The organism is Kitasatospora sp. NPDC094028, from assembly GCF_049543595.1.
Classification (GTDB): domain Bacteria; phylum Actinomycetota; class Actinomycetes; order Streptomycetales; family Streptomycetaceae; genus Kitasatospora.
In genome coordinates this window covers 17,940-33,361 of the sequence record NZ_JBMVFA010000019.1, presented here as the reverse complement: position 1 = coordinate 33,361, position 15,422 = coordinate 17,940, and the positions used below count along the sequence as shown (strand labels likewise).

13 protein-coding genes are annotated in these 15,422 nt (G+C 72.6%); 8 read left to right on the top strand and 5 right to left on the bottom strand.

Going from position 1 to position 15,422, the window contains the following annotated elements:
* The first annotated feature begins 73 nt into the window (after positions 1-73).
* Entirely contained in the window at positions 74-769 is a 696-nt protein-coding gene (locus ACPC54_RS25675) for a class F sortase (protein WP_498968033.1), read from the top strand.
* A gap of 71 nt (positions 770-840) precedes the next feature.
* Here ACPC54_RS25675 and ACPC54_RS25670 read toward each other — a convergent pair whose 3' ends face one another.
* Together ACPC54_RS25670 and ACPC54_RS25665 are read right to left on the bottom strand one after the other, a co-directional pair.
* Positions 841-1,869, bottom strand: a complete 1,029-nt coding sequence (locus ACPC54_RS25670) for a methyltransferase (RefSeq protein WP_498968032.1) — start codon at positions 1,867-1,869, stop codon at positions 841-843.
* Positions 1,870-1,923: 54 nt separating this feature from the next.
* A complete protein-coding gene (locus ACPC54_RS25665) occupies positions 1,924-3,006 on the bottom strand; it encodes a right-handed parallel beta-helix repeat-containing protein (protein WP_498968030.1) in 1,083 nt (360 codons plus the stop codon).
* A 252-nt stretch (positions 3,007-3,258) separates the two neighbouring features.
* Here ACPC54_RS25665 and ACPC54_RS25660 point away from each other — a divergent pair, with 252 nt between their 5' ends.
* Together ACPC54_RS25660 and ACPC54_RS25655 are read left to right on the top strand one after the other, a co-directional pair.
* Positions 3,259-4,200: a deoxyribonuclease IV gene (locus tag ACPC54_RS25660; RefSeq protein WP_498968029.1), complete on the top strand. Its 942-nt coding sequence runs from the start codon at positions 3,259-3,261 to the stop codon at positions 4,198-4,200.
* Positions 4,201-4,262: 62 nt separating this feature from the next.
* Positions 4,263-6,410 (top strand): MMPL family transporter, encoded by a 2,148-nt coding sequence (locus tag ACPC54_RS25655; protein WP_498968027.1) that lies wholly within the window; start codon positions 4,263-4,265, stop codon positions 6,408-6,410.
* A 45-nt stretch (positions 6,411-6,455) separates the two neighbouring features.
* Here the strand turns inward: ACPC54_RS25655 and ACPC54_RS25650 are convergent, their stop codons facing one another.
* Entirely contained in the window at positions 6,456-6,686 is a 231-nt protein-coding gene (locus ACPC54_RS25650; protein WP_498968026.1) for a hypothetical protein, read from the bottom strand.
* 412 nt (positions 6,687-7,098) lie between these two features.
* Here ACPC54_RS25650 and ACPC54_RS25645 point away from each other — a divergent pair, with 412 nt between their 5' ends.
* The 3 genes from ACPC54_RS25645 to ACPC54_RS25635 all read left to right on the top strand — a co-directional run bounded on the left by ACPC54_RS25645 (position 7,099) and on the right by ACPC54_RS25635 (position 9,420).
* Complete coding sequence (locus ACPC54_RS25645; protein WP_498968025.1) at positions 7,099-8,562, top strand: amino acid permease; 1,464 nt, start codon at positions 7,099-7,101, stop codon at positions 8,560-8,562.
* 93 nt (positions 8,563-8,655) lie between these two features.
* Entirely contained in the window at positions 8,656-8,868 is a 213-nt protein-coding gene (locus ACPC54_RS25640; RefSeq protein ID WP_498968023.1) for a hypothetical protein, read from the top strand.
* 249 nt (positions 8,869-9,117) lie between these two features.
* Positions 9,118-9,420, top strand: a complete 303-nt coding sequence (locus ACPC54_RS25635) for a DUF1330 domain-containing protein (RefSeq protein ID WP_498968021.1) — start codon at positions 9,118-9,120, stop codon at positions 9,418-9,420.
* Between the two features lie 186 nt (positions 9,421-9,606).
* On the opposite strand, the gene ACPC54_RS25630 is transcribed toward ACPC54_RS25635, so the two are convergent.
* Positions 9,607-10,815 carry an alpha/beta hydrolase family protein gene (locus tag ACPC54_RS25630; protein ID WP_498968020.1) on the bottom strand — a complete coding sequence of 403 codons (1,209 nt, stop codon included), beginning with the start codon at positions 10,813-10,815 and terminating at the stop codon, positions 9,607-9,609.
* A 268-nt stretch (positions 10,816-11,083) separates the two neighbouring features.
* Here ACPC54_RS25630 and ACPC54_RS25625 point away from each other — a divergent pair, with 268 nt between their 5' ends.
* Both ACPC54_RS25625 and ACPC54_RS25620 read left to right on the top strand, forming a co-directional pair.
* On the top strand, positions 11,084-12,121 hold the full coding sequence (locus tag ACPC54_RS25625; protein WP_498968186.1) for a methyltransferase: 1,038 nt from the start codon (positions 11,084-11,086) through the stop codon (positions 12,119-12,121).
* 132 nt (positions 12,122-12,253) lie between these two features.
* Positions 12,254-13,759, top strand: a complete 1,506-nt coding sequence (locus ACPC54_RS25620; RefSeq protein WP_498968019.1) for a purine-cytosine permease family protein — start codon at positions 12,254-12,256, stop codon at positions 13,757-13,759.
* Positions 13,760-13,948: 189 nt separating this feature from the next.
* Here the strand turns inward: ACPC54_RS25620 and ACPC54_RS25615 are convergent, their stop codons facing one another.
* A complete protein-coding gene (locus ACPC54_RS25615; protein WP_498968017.1) occupies positions 13,949-15,121 on the bottom strand; it encodes an IS30 family transposase in 1,173 nt (390 codons plus the stop codon).
* Positions 15,122-15,422: the final 301 nt, after the last annotated feature.

Below are 15,422 nucleotides of genomic sequence, written 5' to 3'. Positions count from 1 at the left end.
CCCCGCCGCCTCTGGGCGCCCCCGTCACCGGGGGCGCACCGGGGGCGGCGGGCCGTCCCCGGAAGGGTGAACGATGGCCGGTCCCGGCCCCGGAATGCCCCGCCTGCTGCGCGCCGGCATGGGCGCGGCAGCGGTCGGCCTGCTGCTGATCTACAACTCGGTGGACACCACGCCGGACAGCGACCCGGCGGCCGCCGCGGCCGCTCCCCCGGCCGCCACCGCCGCCCCCTCCGGCGCGGCCCCGGCGAAGCCCTCCCCGGCCTCCCCGGCCGCCCCGGCCGCCGCGGCCGGCGCGCCGGTGCTCAAGCGCGCCAGACCGACCCGGCTGCGCATCCCGCAGATCGCCGTCGACGCGCCCTTCACCGAGCTGGCCCTGGGCCCCACCGGCCAGCTCGACGCACCGCCGCCGGACGACAAGAACCTGGTCGGCTGGTACCGCGACGGCGTCACCCCGGGCGAACGCGGCAGCGCCGTCGTCGCCGGCCACATCGACACCAGCAAGGGCCCGGCGGTGTTCCTGCTGCTGAGCCTGCTGCTGCCGGGCAACAAGGTCGAGGTGAGCCGCGCGGACGGCACCGTGGCCGTCTTCTCCGTCGACTCGGTGGAGACCTTCGCCAAGAACGCCTTCCCCGACCAGAAGGTCTACGGCAAGACCCCCGACGCCCAACTGCGCCTGATCACCTGCGGCGGCACCTACGACAAGAAGAAGCGCGACTACCTCGACAACGTGGTCGTCTTCGCCCACCTGGAGTCCTCCCACAGGGGCTGACCTCCGATGGCGCCAACGGCCGCTGCTCCCCGACGAGTCGGGAAGCAGCGGCCGTCGCGGTGCGGGTGGGATCAGGGGCGGACGGTGGCCTCGAAGGCGTGCAGGTAGGGGTTGACCGGGCGGACTTCGGTGACGGTCAGGCCGGCGCCGGTCATCAGGCGGACCATGCTCTCCTCGGAGTGCTTGGCACCGCCGACGTTGAGCATCAGCATCAGGTCCATCGCGGTGGTGAAGCGCATCGAGGGGCTGTCGTCGACGAGGTTCTCGACGACGACCACGCGGGCGCCGGGGCGCGCGGCGGAGACGACGTTGGCGAGGGTGCGGCGGGTGCTGTCGTCGTCCCACTCCAGGATGTTCTTGATGATGTAGAGGTCGGCGCGCACCGGGATGTCCACCCGGCAGTCGCCCGGCACCAGGTGGGCGCGGGCGGCGAAGGCGCCGCCGTCGCGCAGCCGGGGGTCGGCGCCGGCGACGACCTTGGGCAGGTCGAGCAGGGTGCCGTGCAGGGCCGGGTGCTTCTCCAGCAGGCTGGCGAGGACGTGGCCCTGGCCGCCGCCGATGTCGACCACGGTGTCGATGCCGGTGAGGTCGAGGTAGTCGGCGAAGTCCTTGGCGGACTGCCGGCTTGAGGTGGTCATCGCCTTGTCGAAGACCTTGGCGGAGTCGCCGCCCTCGCTGTGCAGGTAGTCGAAGAACTCCTTGCCGAACAGCTCGGGGAAGACGTTGCGGCCGGAGCGGACGGCCTCGTCGAGCATCGGCCAGGCCTCCCAGGTCCACGGCTCGGTGCACCAGAGGGAGATGTAGCGCAGCGAGTTGGGCGCGTCCTCGCGCAGCAGGCGGGACATCTCGGTGTGCTCGAAGCGGTCGCCGGCGGCCTCGGCGAAGAGGCCGTAGCAGGTGAGCGCGCGCAGCAGGCGGCGCAGCGCGCGGGGTTCGGTGTCGAGGGCGACGGCGAGTTCGTCGACGGTGGCCGGGGTGTCGCCGAGCGCGTCGGCGACACCGAGCCGGGCGGCGGCCCGGACGGCGGCGGCGCAGGCGGCGCCGAAGACGAGTTCGCGCAGCCGCATCGCGGCCTGGGGGTTGGCGGGGGCGGTGGTCATGGCGGTCCTTCGCGGTGGGGGTGGGCGGGCGGCGGCGTGGGGCGGGGGTGCGGGTCAGCAGTGGCCGGACGGCTCGGAGACCGCGCAGGTATTGCGGGCGAAGACGTTGCCGGCGCCGGTGTCGCGGTCGGCGAGGTCGGCCGGGGCGTTGCCGCTCAGGTGGTTGCCGGTGACGGTCGCCCGGGCGTTGGGGACGCCGACGGCGCTCTTGAAGAGGACGATGCCGCCGGAGAAGTCGGAGCCGCCGCTGTTGTCGTGGACCTCGTTGTCGGTGACCCGGGTGTCCTCGGTGCCGGTGAGCACGATGCCGGCGCCCTGGATGGCGCCGAGCCGCGGGTTGGCCGGGCAGAACTTGTTGTTGGCGACGACCCGGTTGCGGCGGACGTCGAGGTCGCCGGCGCGCGGCACGCCCTCGTCGCCGACGACGAAGACGCCGGCGCAGTTGCCGCTCATCTCGTTGCCCTGGACGGCCAGTCCGCGCAGCCGGCGGACGGTGACGCCGACCCGGTTGCCGGTCAGCTCGTTGCCCTCGACGACGGTGCCGCCGGTGTCGGGCGCCCCGCCCTCGCGGTAGGCGTAGTTGGCGAGGAAGACACCGGACTGGCCGTTGTCGGTGGAACGGTTGCCGATGATGGTGGCCCGGGTGGACATCTCCTGGCTGATGCCCTGCTGGACGTTGTCGTGGACGTAGGTGGCGAGGACGGACAGGCCGGTGGTGCCGCTCGCGTCGATGCCGTTCCTGCGGAAGCCGGTGACGGCGAGGGACTCGACCGTCACCCCGGCCAGCGGCGCCTGCTCGGTGCCGTCCACGCAGATGCCGTGCCCGGCGGCGGCGCAGGCGTTCTCGGTGCCGTCGCCGGGGGTGATCACGGTGGCCGCGCCGGAGCCGCGCAGGGTGAGGCCGGGGGTGGTGATGCGGACGCTGCCGCGGTAGGTGCCGGGGAGGACCTGGACGGTGTCGCCGGGCCGGGCGGCGTCGACGGCCTGCTGGATCGACTCGCCGGGGCCGACGAGGTGCAGCGCGCCGCCGTCCGCGGCGTGCGCCGGGACGGCGGCGGTCAGGGTGGCGAGGACGGTGGTCAGGGCGGTGGCGGCGGCGGTGGCCGCGGCGAGGAGGTGGACCCGTCGCGTGGGCATGTGTGGTGACCTGTCTTTCTGACGCGCACGGTGTGGCGAGGTGGCCTGACGCGGTGTGTGCGGGTGGTGACGGCCGGTGGGGTACGGCCGTGTCGACGGTACGAGCGCCCACCGGGGCCCGCCACCAGGGCTGGGCTGCCGGGCTGACGGGGCGTCGGCCGGCGGTGGGACGGCCCGGCGTGGCGCGGGTGTCACCGTTGACGGGACGGGCCGCGCGCGGGCCGCGTCCGCGGCCGTGCCATGCTCGGGGCCATGAGCACCGCGCCCGTTCCGTCCCTCGCCGACCTCCGCAACCCGATCGGGGCGCACGTCCCGGTCGCCGGGAAGGGGCTGGTCGGGACGGGCCTGGCGTACGCCCGGCGGGTCGGCGCCGAGACGGTGCAGGTGTTCACGGCCAACCCGCGCGGCTGGGCCACTCCCCCGGGCAACCCGGCGCAGGACGAGGAGTTCCGCGCCGCCTGCGCCGAGCAGGGCATGACGGCCTGGGTGCACGCCCCCTACCTGATCAACTTCGGCTCGGACAACCCGGCCACCCGGGAGCGCTCGGCCGCCTCGCTGCGGCACTCACTGCGCCGCGGGCGGGCGATCGGCGCGCTGGGCGTGGTGCTGCACACCGGCTCGGCGGTAGGGACGGCACCCGGCGGCGGCTCGCGGCGGGCCGAGGCGATGGCGCAGGTGCGCGCCGACGTCCGGCCGCTGCTGGCGGAGCTGGACGGGCTCGGCGAGGACGCGCCGTGGCTGCTGCTGGAGCCGACCGCCGGACAGGGCAGCTCGCTGTGCTCCCGGCTGGAGCAGCTCGCCGAGTACGTGGAGGCGCTGGACGGCCACCCGAAAGTGGGCGTCTGCCTGGACACCTGCCACGCCTTCGCGGCCGGGCACGACCTGGCCGCACCGGGCGGGGTGACCGCCGCGCTGGACGCGCTGGCCTCGGCGGCCGGGCCGGGACGGCTGCGGCTGATCCACGCCAACGACTCGGAGGACGTGGTCGGGGCGCGCAAGGACCGGCACGCCAACATCGGCGCCGGGATGATCGGGGCGGAGCCGTTCCGGGAGCTGTTCGAGCACCCGGAGACGGCCGGGGTGCCGCTGGTGGTGGAGACCCCGGACCGCAAGCACGGCGGGGACGGCACGGGGCACGCGATGGACATCACGGCGCTGAAGGAACTGCGGGAACGGGCGGCCGTCGCCGTCTGAAGCTGCCGGGCGGCGCGAGCGGTGTCAGGCTGGAACGAGTCTCCGCCTCTGGGGGTAGTGCTGTGTCCCCGACCGAGTCCTCGACCGTCTCCCCGGCTGCGTCCCCGACCTGGAAACTCGCCGCGCTGCCGTGCGGACGCCGGAGCAAGTGGGTGGTGCTCGCCCTGTGGCTGGTGCTGCTCGTCGCCCTGGGCCCGCTGGCCGGAAAGCTGACCGGCGCCGAGGACAACCAGGCGTCCAGCTGGCTGCCCGGCAGCGCCGAGTCCACCGTCGTCCTGAAGGAGCAGCGGACCTTCCAGCCGGTCGACACCGCGCAGGCCGTCGTCGTCTACCAGCGCGCCGGCGGCATCACCCCCGCCGACCGGGCGGAGGCCGCCCGCGAGGCGGCCGGCTTCGCCGCCGTGCCGCACGTCGTCGGGCCGGTGGTCGGGCCGGTGCTCTCCGGCGACGGCCAGGCGATGCAGACCGTCGTGCCGATCGACATCAGCGGCAGCAACGGCTGGAACGCCCTCAAGCCGGCCGTCGAGACCCTGCGCACCACCGCCGCCGCCAACAGCCACGGCATGGCCACCCACGTCACCGGCCCCGGCGGGATCGGCGCCGACCAGGCCAAGGCCTTCGCCGGCATCGACAGCTCCCTGCTCGCCGCCACCGTCAGCGTGGTGATCATCCTGCTGCTGCTCACCTACCGCAGCCCGGTGCTGTGGCTGCTGCCGCTGCTCTCCGCCGCCGGCGCGCTGACCGTCTCGCAGGCGTTCATCTACCTGCTGGCCGAGCACGCCGGCCTGACCGTCAACGCGCAGAGCGCCGGCATCCTGATCGTCCTGGTGCTCGGCGCGGGGACGGACTACGCGCTGCTGCTCACCGCCCGCTACCGCGAGGAGCTGCGCCGCCACGAGGACCGGCACGAGGCGATGGCCTTCGCCCTGCACCGGGCCGGGCCCGCCGTCCTCGCCTCCTCGGCCACCGTGGTCGCCTCGATGCTGTGCCTGCTGATCGCCGAGATGAACTCCACCCGCGGCCTCGGCCCGGTGCTGGCGATCGGCGTGCTGGTCGCGCTGGTCGCCATGCTGACCCTGCTGCCCGCGCTGCTGGTGATCGTCGGCCGCTGGGTGTTCTGGCCGGTCAAGCCCGGCTACGGCACGCCCGAGCCGACCCGCAGCGGCCGCTGGGCGCACGTCGGGGCCTGGATCGCCCGGCGGCCCCGCAGGGTGTGGGTCGGGACGGCGCTGGCGCTCGCGGCCTGCTGCGTCGGGCTGGTCTCGCTGAACGCCTCCGGCGTGAGCACGGCCGGCACGTTCACCGGCAAGCCCGACTCGGTGGTCGGCCAGCAGGTGCTGGAGCAGCACTTCCCCGGCGGCACGGGCGCGCCGCTCACGATCGTCTCCAGCGCGGCCGGGGCGCCGGCCGTCCGGGCCGCCACCCAGTCGACCGCCGGGGTGGCCGCCGCCTCGCCGCCGGTCGTCCGGGACGGGCGGGCGCTGTTCCAGGCCACCCTCACCGACCCGCCGGACAGCCGGGCCGCCAAGGACACCGTCGACCGGGTGCGCGCCGCCGTGCACGCCGTGCCGGGCGCGGACGCCAAGGTGGGCGGCAACACGGCCGTCATCCTGGACGCCGGACGGGCGGCCGCGAACGACAACCGGGCGATCATCCCGCTGGTGCTCGGCGTGGTGCTGCTGATCCTGGCGGTGCTGCTGCGGGCCGTCACCGCGCCGCTCGTACTGATCGCGACGGTGGTGCTGTCGTACGCGGCGGCGCTCGGGATCAGCGCGTTCTTCTTCGCGAACGTCTTCCACTTCCAGGGCCAGGACCAGGCGTTCCCGCTCTTCGTCTTCGTCTTCCTGGTCGCCCTGGGCATCGACTACAACATCTTCCTGATGACCCGGGTCCGGGAGGAGTCCGCCCAGCACGGCACCCGACAGGGCGCGCTGACCGGGCTGTCGGCGACCGGCGGCGTGATCACCTCGGCCGGGCTGATCCTGGCCAGCACCTTCGCCGTGCTGGGGACGCTGCCGCTGGTGGCCTTCGCCGAGATCGGCTTCGCGGTGGCGCTGGGCGTCCTGATGGACACGCTCGTCGTGCGCTCGGTGCTGGTCACCGCGCTGACCATGGACCTGGACCGGCACATGTGGTGGCCGGGGCGGCTGTCGCGGGCCTCGCACGCGGTGGACGCGGACGCGGTGGGCACGGTGGGCGGACAGCGCTGAGCCCGGGGGCCGACGTACGGCCCCCGGGCCCGGGGTGCGGCGGGATCAGCAGCCGCAGTCGCTCTCGGACTCGGAGTGCTCCGAGAAGTTGAACCAGTTGGCGTGCGGCCCGAACAGGCCGACGCCCGCGGAGCCCGACTCCAGGGTCTGGCTGCTGGAGCTCTGGGAGTGGTTCGGAGCGTGACCCCACGCCATCGCCGAGGTCGGCGTGGCGACCACGGCGCCGGCCACGGCCACGATCACGGCGAGCTTGCGGATGTTCCCACGAAGCGACATCTGATGTCCTCTAGGTTCGTTGGTACCTGGCTTGGTCACTGGCACTCGACCGGCGCGCCCGGACGGCCGGTCGGACCGCCCGGCGGGGCCGGGCGGCGCCCCACGGGAGGCGCCGGTCGAGGTTTGCACACGAACCCGCCGACCCGGGGGGCGCGACGCCACCGGGCTGGGGCATCCGGGTGAGGGATCCCCCCGGCCGGCGCAACGCGCGGGGGCCGGACGAGTGCCCGTCCGGAGGCCCTCCGACCGGAAGACTTTCGGTGACGGACCGGGCGTTCCGAACAAATCCCGTCGATTTGGTGCAAGGTAGCGCGGCGTCCGAGCATGAGCGGTCGCTCCACCGAGCGCGAGCAGCACCCACGCCCGGGCGGGACCCGGCCACGGGCGGCACCACGAAAGGCGCACCACCCTCATGCAGACCAGCCCGGCCGCACCCCGGCAGGCGACCCGACCGAGCGGACCGGAGACCCCGGACCAGGCCAGCCCGACGCCCGGGGAGAACGGGTCGACGAGCGGTTCGACGAGCGGTTCGGAGACCGGCTCCAAGACCGGCTCGAAGACCGGTTCGAAGAGCGGCCGCTTCGGACTGCCGACCGCCACCGCCCTGGTCATGGGCAACATCATCGGCGGCGGCATCTTCATGATCCCGGCGGCCGTGGCCCCCTTCGGGACGCTCAGCCTGGTCTCCTTCGTCGTGCTCACCGTGGGCGCGATCGCCCTGGCGCTGGTCTTCGGTCAGCTGGCGCGCCGCAACCCGCGCACCGGCGGGCCGTACGTCTACGCCCGCGAGGCCTTCGGGGACTTCGCCGGCTTCCTGTCCGCCTGGTCGTACTGGATCACCACCTGGGTGAGCAACGCCGCGCTCGCGGTCGCCGCGGTCGGCTACCTCGACGTGCTGGTGCCGGTCGCGAACAACACGGCCGTCAGCATCGCCGTCGCGCTCGCCTTCCAGTGGCTGCCCGCGCTCGCCAACCTGGCCGGCACCCGGTACGTCGGGGCCGTCCAACTCGTCTCCACCGTCCTGAAGTTCATCCCGCTGGCACTGGTCTCGGTGGGCGGCCTGTTCTTCTTCGACCCGAAGAACCTCGGCCCGTTCAACGCGAGCGGCCAGGGCGTGCTCGGCGGCATGAGCGCCGCCGCGGCGATCCTGCTGTTCAGCTACCTGGGCGTCGAGTCGGCCGCGATGAGCGCCGGCCAGGTCCGCGACCCGGAGCGCAACGTCGGCCGGGCCAGCGTGCTCGGCACCACCGGCGCGGCCGTGGTCTACCTGCTGGGCACCCTCGCCGTGTTCGGCACCGTCGCGCACGAGACGCTGGTGCACTCCACCGCGCCGTTCTCGGACGCCGTGAACGCCATGTTCGGCGGCACCTGGGGCGGCACCGCGATCGCCGTCGCCGCCCTGGTCTCGATGACCGGCGCGCTCAACGGCTGGACGCTGCTGGCCGCGCAGGCCCCGTACGCGGCCGCGAAGGACGGGCTGTTCCCGGCCGCCTTCACCAAGGAGAAGCGCGGCGTGCCGACCTTCGGCGTGATCGTCAGCGTCGCGCTCGCCTCGGTGCTGACCATCGCCAACTTCGCCAGCGGTGCCAAGGGCGCGTTCGACATGCTGGTGCTGATCACCGTCTTCACCGCGACCGTCCCGTACCTGCTCTCCACCGCCGCCCAGCTGTACTGGCTGGTGCGCGGCGCGAGCGAGAAGGTCGACGGCGGGCGGCTGGTCCGCGACGCCGTGCTCGGCGTCGGCGCGTTCGGCTTCTCGCTCTGGCTGCTCGCCGGGGCCGGCTACGCCGCCGTCTACCAGGGCGTGCTGTTCCTGTTCGCCGGCATCCTGGTCTACGTCTGGATGGCCGGGCGCCGGCGAGGCACCGAGGACTGACCGGGCCCGCTCCGAACAAGCCGTCCGTGCCGGGGGATCCCCTGGCACGGACGGCTTGTTCGTGGCCGGATTGGCTCCCGGCCGGGAGGAACCATGACTGGTCAGGGCTGGTACGAGGGCTGGGACGGGGACAAGGACGCCGAGCAGGAGCGGGTGCTCGGACAGGCGGCGCGCGCCGAGCGCTTCGGGTGGATCGCGATCGGCGGGGTGTCGGCGCTCCTGATCGTCGCCGTGCTCGCGGCGGCGGCGCTCGCCGTGGTCGCGGTGGTCGCCTGCTACCTGCTCATCACCGCCTCACGCCCGTAGTCCGGCCGGAGACGCATGCCGCAGGCAAGCTCACGCCTCGGGTTCGGATGCGGATCGACGCGCCCCTGGTCCTGGCCGGCAGCGCCGTCGTCGTCGTCGGTGGTGGATTCGTCCTCTTCGCGGCGGCCCGGTCGAACCTCGCCGAACTGTTCGCCCTGACCCAGGCCGAGTCGACAGCTTCGCTCGAACCGCGGACTCCCCGCGAAGTCAGATGTCATCATCGAATACTGTTCGAATATTGGAGGTTCCATGCCCAAGGGCTACTGGGTCAGCGTCTACCGCACCATTTCCGACCCCGAGAAGCTGGCCGCCTACGACGAGCTGGCCCGGACGGCCGTCCGGGCCGGGGGCGGGCGGGTCCTCATCCGCGGCGGCCAGGTCGTCGCACACGACGGCGGAATCGCCGAGCGCACCATCCTGGTCGAGTTCGACAGCTTCGAACAGGCCGTCGCGGCACGCGAGAGCCAGGCCTACCAGGAGGCGCTGGTCGTCCTCGCCGACGCCGTCGAGCGCGACTTCCGCATCGTCGAAGGCGTCGAAGGCCTCGACTGACCGTCGGCGACCCACCCGGCGTCCACTACGCCGCGGCCAGTCCGCCTCCCCACGGTGAACTGGCCGCGGCCATCGACGCCTTCGCCCTGGCCCACGCCGAACACGACGCCGAGCCCTACCGCTGGGCCCACGACGGCAGCCCACCCAAAGCCGCATGAACCCCCGAAGGGTCAACGCGGCGCTGCACTACTTCTGGAAGAGCACTTCCGGCTTGTTCGGCGAAGGGCCGTCCAGCAGCGGACTGTCGATCCCCTTCAGCGTCTTGTCGAAGAACGCCGTCACGTACTCGCGGGTGATCTCCACCCCGCGTGCCGGGGAGAAGGGCCCCGTCGGGAACCCGGCCTGCTGGTGAAGCAGGTCCGAGTCGGCGAAGCTGAAGTGGTCGGCGCCGGTGACCGTCAGCCACTTCTTGTAGCCGCCGAGGGCGGCCCAGGCCCGCTCCCACACGATGCCGTCGCCCCTGCCGGGCGTGTGGCCATCGGCCCTGCCCAGCATGAGGAACGGCCGGTTGATCTGGCCGGGCTTCGGGGCCGGGAAGAAGGTGCCGTCCATGTCCACTCCGGCCCGTACGCGCGGGTCGGCGATCATCGTGGCGGCGGCCGCCGCTCCGCCGAGGGAGTGTCCGGCCATGCCGATCGCGTGCTTGTCTATGAGGTGTGCCAGCGGCCACGCGGCGTGGCCGTGCGTCAACTGATCGATCACGAAGGACACGTCCCGCGCGCGGCCGGCGGTTTCGGCGTTGAAGTCGATCTTCGTCGGATCGTCGCAGACCGCGCAGGGCGACGTCTCGCCGTTCGCCAGCGTCTCGCCGCTGTCCTCGTAGGTGTGGCCGACGAGCGCGACGACGTAGCCGTGACTGGCCAGCTCGGTCGCCAGCGAGGTGAGCATCATGCGCGGGTTCTCGGCCGCGGCCGAGAGGACCACCAGGGGATGCTTGCCGTGCTGCGGCCGCGCGCCGTCGAAGGCGTGAGTGGTGACGCCGGCAAGGCTCTGCGGGGTGATGAGGCTCGCCGGAGTCTTCCCGCGCTGGAGGACTCCGGCGGCCTCGCCGAGGGTCATGTACGGGGCCGGAGTCCCGGTCCCGGGGACGGCCGGGTAGACCATCGTGACGGTCAGTTGGCGGGGGCCGGACGACGGCACCCACGGGTCGGGACGGTTCTCGTCGGTGAGGTGGATGATGTCCTCGCCGGCGGCGTACGGACCGGTCGGTGCGGGGAGCGTGCCCTGGAAGGACCGCGTGGGCGCGGTGGGCGTGGCCGGTGCGGTGTCGAACGCGTGCGTGGCCACCGGCGCGGCCGACGGTGTGGTCGTGGCGGCGAACCCGGCGCCGGTTCCGGTGACCAGGGCGGCGAGCGCCAGCACCGAGACAGCGCTGATACGGCGATTGCGTTTCATGGGATCGACGCTAGATTCCGTGGCTCCCTGTCGAATCGGCCCACGGATGCAAACACTCCGGTGTCGTTCGTAACCCCCACGAGGTACCGGAGTCACCCGCCGGGAGTATGTCGCGCGGCGCGGGGTTCCCGACGGTCGGCGCCTCGGTCGGCGCCCACCGGATCGCCCGCCTGTTCCCTGCTCGGCCGTCTCGGCTCCGGAGCGGGCCGCGGCGAGCTCGCGCTGCGCCGTCGGCGGGACCGCGCAGGCCGACAACAGCGCGCCCTTCCTGCGGTACGGATCCCGGGGCCATGGGGTCGAGTGCGTTCAGGTCATGCTCAACCGGGTCGGACTCGGGCACACCATCGCCGTCGACGGCCAGTTCGGGCCGGACACCAAGGGCATGGTGGAGGACTTCCAGCGGGCGCACGGCCGCCTCTACATCGACGGCATTGTCGGCCGCGAGACCGGACCCGCCCCCGGCGGCGGTAGCGTCGCGACGACCGTGCGGGACGAGGCGGGACGAGAGGGGTCGGCGGGCATGGCAGAGGAACAGGATGTCGTGCGGGCGGTGCGGACGGAGGACGAACTGCTGGAACTGCTCGACGGGCTGTTCGCGCGGGATCGGGAGGATCGGGAGGAACGGGCGGAGCGCCACGAGGGCCGGAGCCGGCCGACCGCGGCCGACCCGGGGCAGCCGGACGAGAACCTGGCGGACCTGCTGGAGCGCGGCGTGATCCGGGCGCCCGCGGGCGGACGGGGACTCGACCTCGGCTGCGGCAACGGCCGCAACACCCTTCACCTGGGGATGCACGGCTTCGCCATGGACGGACTGGACCCCTCCCGGCAGGCGCTGGAGCGGGCGCGCAGCCGACAGGAGCAGTTCGAGTACCACCTCGGCTTCGACACGGGAGTGCGCTTCCACTGCGGGGACGCCTTCGGCCCGGCGGGGGCGGCCCTGACCGGTCCGTACGACCTGGTCTACGACTCGGGCCTCTTCCACCATCTGCCACCGCACCGGCGGCCCGGCTACCTGGCGCTGGTGGGGCGGTTGCTGGCGCCCGGCGGGCACCTGGGGCTGATCTGCGCCGCGCCGGACGGCGACGGGTCGGGGACGCGGGTCCCGGACGCGCAGCTGTACCGGGACGGCACCCTGTACGGCGGCCTGGCCTACACCGCCGACGAGCTGCGCCGGATCTTCGTCGCGGGGCCGCCGAAGCTCCAGGAGGTGGAGCTGCGGCGGATGCGCGACGAATCGGCGCCGGACGCGCGCCGGTTCGGCCGGTCCGGGCTGTGGGCCGCGCTGTTCCGGCGCCCGGAGGAGTGAGCCCGGAGGAGTGAGTCGGGGGCCGAAATGGACAAAGTAGGATGACCTAACTCCCGCGCTACGCGCGAAGAATTCCATGAATGCCCGCTTTGCCCGATTCACATCCCGATTCACCTGCCCGGAGCGACCCTTATGGACAACCTGTCCGCCGCCGACAGCGCCGTCGGCGCGATAGAGACCCGCGGTATCGAACCCGTCCCCGACCACGAGCGCGGGGGCAGAGTCCGCGAGCTCTTCCCGACCTGGGTCGCGGCGAACATCAGCGTCCTGCTGCTCACCATGGGCGCCGCCCTGGTGGTGCTCAACCAGCTGAACTTCTGGCAGGTCCTGATCGTCGCGGCGTGCGCCGCGCTCGTCTCGTTCGGCCTGGTCGGTGTGCTGTCGGTCTCCGGGAAGTGGGGCGGGGCGCCGGGCGCGACCCTCTCGCGGGCCACCTTCGGGGTGCGCGGGAACCTCTTCCCCGGCGCGATCCTCTGGATCGCCCGGTTCGGCTGGGAGACGATCAACGCCGTCACCGGTGCCTACGCCGTGCTGACCGTCCTCGACCTGCTCTTCGGCGTGAAGAGCAACACCGCGCTGGTCGTGGTCACGCTCTTCACCTTCGTCGCCTGCACCTTCCTGGTCTCCGGCATGGGCCGGAAGGCGCTGAACGTCTGCAACACCTGGTCGACGTACCTCTTCGGCGTCTTCAGCGTGCTGGTGCTGGGCTACCTGGTCGCGACCATGAACTGGAGCGAGGTCTTCGCCAAGCCCGCGGGTACCGCCGCGATGATGATCGCCGGCATCGGGACCATCGCCGCCGGCGGCATCAGCTGGGTCCCCACCGGCCCGGACTTCGCCCGCTACCTGCCGCACGCCGCCTCCGGCAGGAAGATCGTCGGCGTGACGGTTTCCGGCGCCGGTCTCGTGATGGTGCCGATGGTGCTGATGGGCGCCGTGATGGCGGTGGCCTCACCCGGCCTGGCGCAGGCCGCGGACCCGGTCTCCTTCCTCGGTGACCTGCTGCCGACCTGGCTGGCCGTGCCCTACCTGCTGACCGCGATCGTGGGCATGCTGCTGATCAACAGCCTCTCCATGTACTCGGCCGGCTTCACCGCGCAGACCATGGGCGTCAAGCTGCCGCGCGCCCTGGCCGTCAGCATCAACGCCGTGATCTCGCTGGTCGGCGGACTGCTGCTGATGCTGGTCGCCAAGAGCTTCCTGGGCTCCTTCATCACCTTCCTGATCCTGCTCGCCGTCTCCTTCTCGGCCTGGATCGGCGTCTACGCGGTGGACATGTTCCGGCGCCGGTCGCGCACCGTGCGCTACGACGCCGCCGCGCTGATGGACACCAGCAGGAACAGCCGGTACTGGTACACGGGCGGCTTCTGCTGGCAGGCGATGGTCTCCTGGGTCTTCGCGCTGCTGACGGGTCTCGCCTTCACCAAGTGCGACTGGTTCGCCGGCCCGCTCTCCGACACCCCGGTCGGCAGGTACGGGCTCGCCTGGGCGGCGACCATCGTGATCTCCGGCGTGATCATGGCCCTGCTCCCCGCACCCCGGGAGAACACCCCCGCCACCGCCGCCGCCCCCGCCACCGCCACCGCCGAGCAGCCCGCCGGCCTCCGGTCGGAGCAGCCCGAGAACGTCACCGTCTGACCGCTCGGCGCGAACCTCGGGCGACACCCGCACGGGCCACGCCCTCGCGATCACCTACGTCCGCCCTCGGCGTCATCGCGCCCCTCAAGATCCGGCCGCCGGACGACGGCTCCGATAAGCACCGAATCCACACGAAGGCCCGCTCCGTCTGGCGGTTTCTAGCGGTCGTTGCAACACGTGGTTGATTGTCTAGGCCGCGAGGAGTTTAGCCAGACGCTCGGCTGGGGTTTCCCAGCCGAGCGTTTTGCGTGGGCGGCGGTTGAGTTGGTCGGCGACGGCGGCCAGGTGTTCGGGGGTGTGGACGGCCAGGTCGGTGCCCTTGGGGAAGTACTGCCGCAGCAGGCCGTTCGTGTTCTCGTTGGAGCCGCGCTGCCAGGGGCTGGCCGGGTCGCAGAAGTAGACCGGGATGTCGGTGGCGAGGCTGAACTCGCCGTGCCTGGCCATCTCGCTGCCCTGGTCCCAGGTCAGCGAGCGCTTCAGCTCGGTAGGGAGCGTGCGGGCGGTGGCCACCAGGGCGTCGCGGACCGTCTCGGCGCTGTGGTCGGCGGGCAGGTGCAGCAGCATCACGAAGCGGGTGGAACGCTCAACCAGAGTGCCGATCGCCGACTTCTGGTCCTTGCCGATGATCAGGTCGCCCTCCCAGTGCCCGGGGACGGCCCGGTCCTCGGCCTCGGCGGGACGCTCGCTGATCATGACCATCGGCTGGGTGAAGCGCGGCTGGCGGCAGTTGGCCTGCCGCTGGGGCCTGCGGCGGGCGCGTCCGCTGCGCAGGGCGGCGGCCAGCTCGCGCCGCAACTGGCCGCGGCCCTGGACGTAGAGCGCCTGGTAGACAGTCTCAGGAACCACGTGCATCTCCGGCCGGTCGGGGAACTGTGCCCGCAGAGCGTGGCATATCTGCTCCGGACTCCACCGCTCGTCCAGCATCGCCTGGACGGCGTCCCGCAGCTCCGGGTTCGACGTGATCTTCCGGGGCTTGGGGCGGGGCCGGCGGGCGTCGGCGCGGGCCTGGGCGGCATGCGGCCGGTAGGCACCGCTGCCGGGATGGTGATTACGGCGGATCTCCCGGCTGACCGTGGACGGGCTGCGACCCAACTCGGCGGCGATCGCCCGAACGGTGGCCTTCTCCCGCAACCGGTCGGCGATGTGGATGCGCTCGTCCTCGCGCAGGTACCGGGACGGGCCAGGAGGCGGCACCACCGCGTGAATCGGTGGTGCCGCCTCCTGTCGGCGATCGGCGCTGCGGCCGTAGGTCCAGCGCCTCCCGGTCCTGGGATTGACCCCGACGATCCGGCACGCCTCTGTGTTGCTGTAGCCCTGCTGCACGAGTCGGGAGTATGCCTCCCGCTCCCGGGTCAGCTTCACAGGGCCCTGAGCGATCGTCCGGACCTTACGGATCTCAAAGTCCAATGCATCCCCTGAACTGGGGTGTTGCAACGACCACTAGAACCTAAGTCTCACGGTGCGGGCCTTCGGCGTTCGCCCAGCGGACGGTTCGTCAAGTCGCCTTCCCGGCACGGCAATGACTTCGCCAATCTTCTCCTTGCACCTCTTGTCCGGGTCATGACGCCCCCGTCATCCTGTACTGCCGCCCGCCAACGGCAGCCCCCACGGCCCAGGTTGACGGTGTGGACCTCCTGTTCGTCCCCTCACGAAGGAGTTCGGC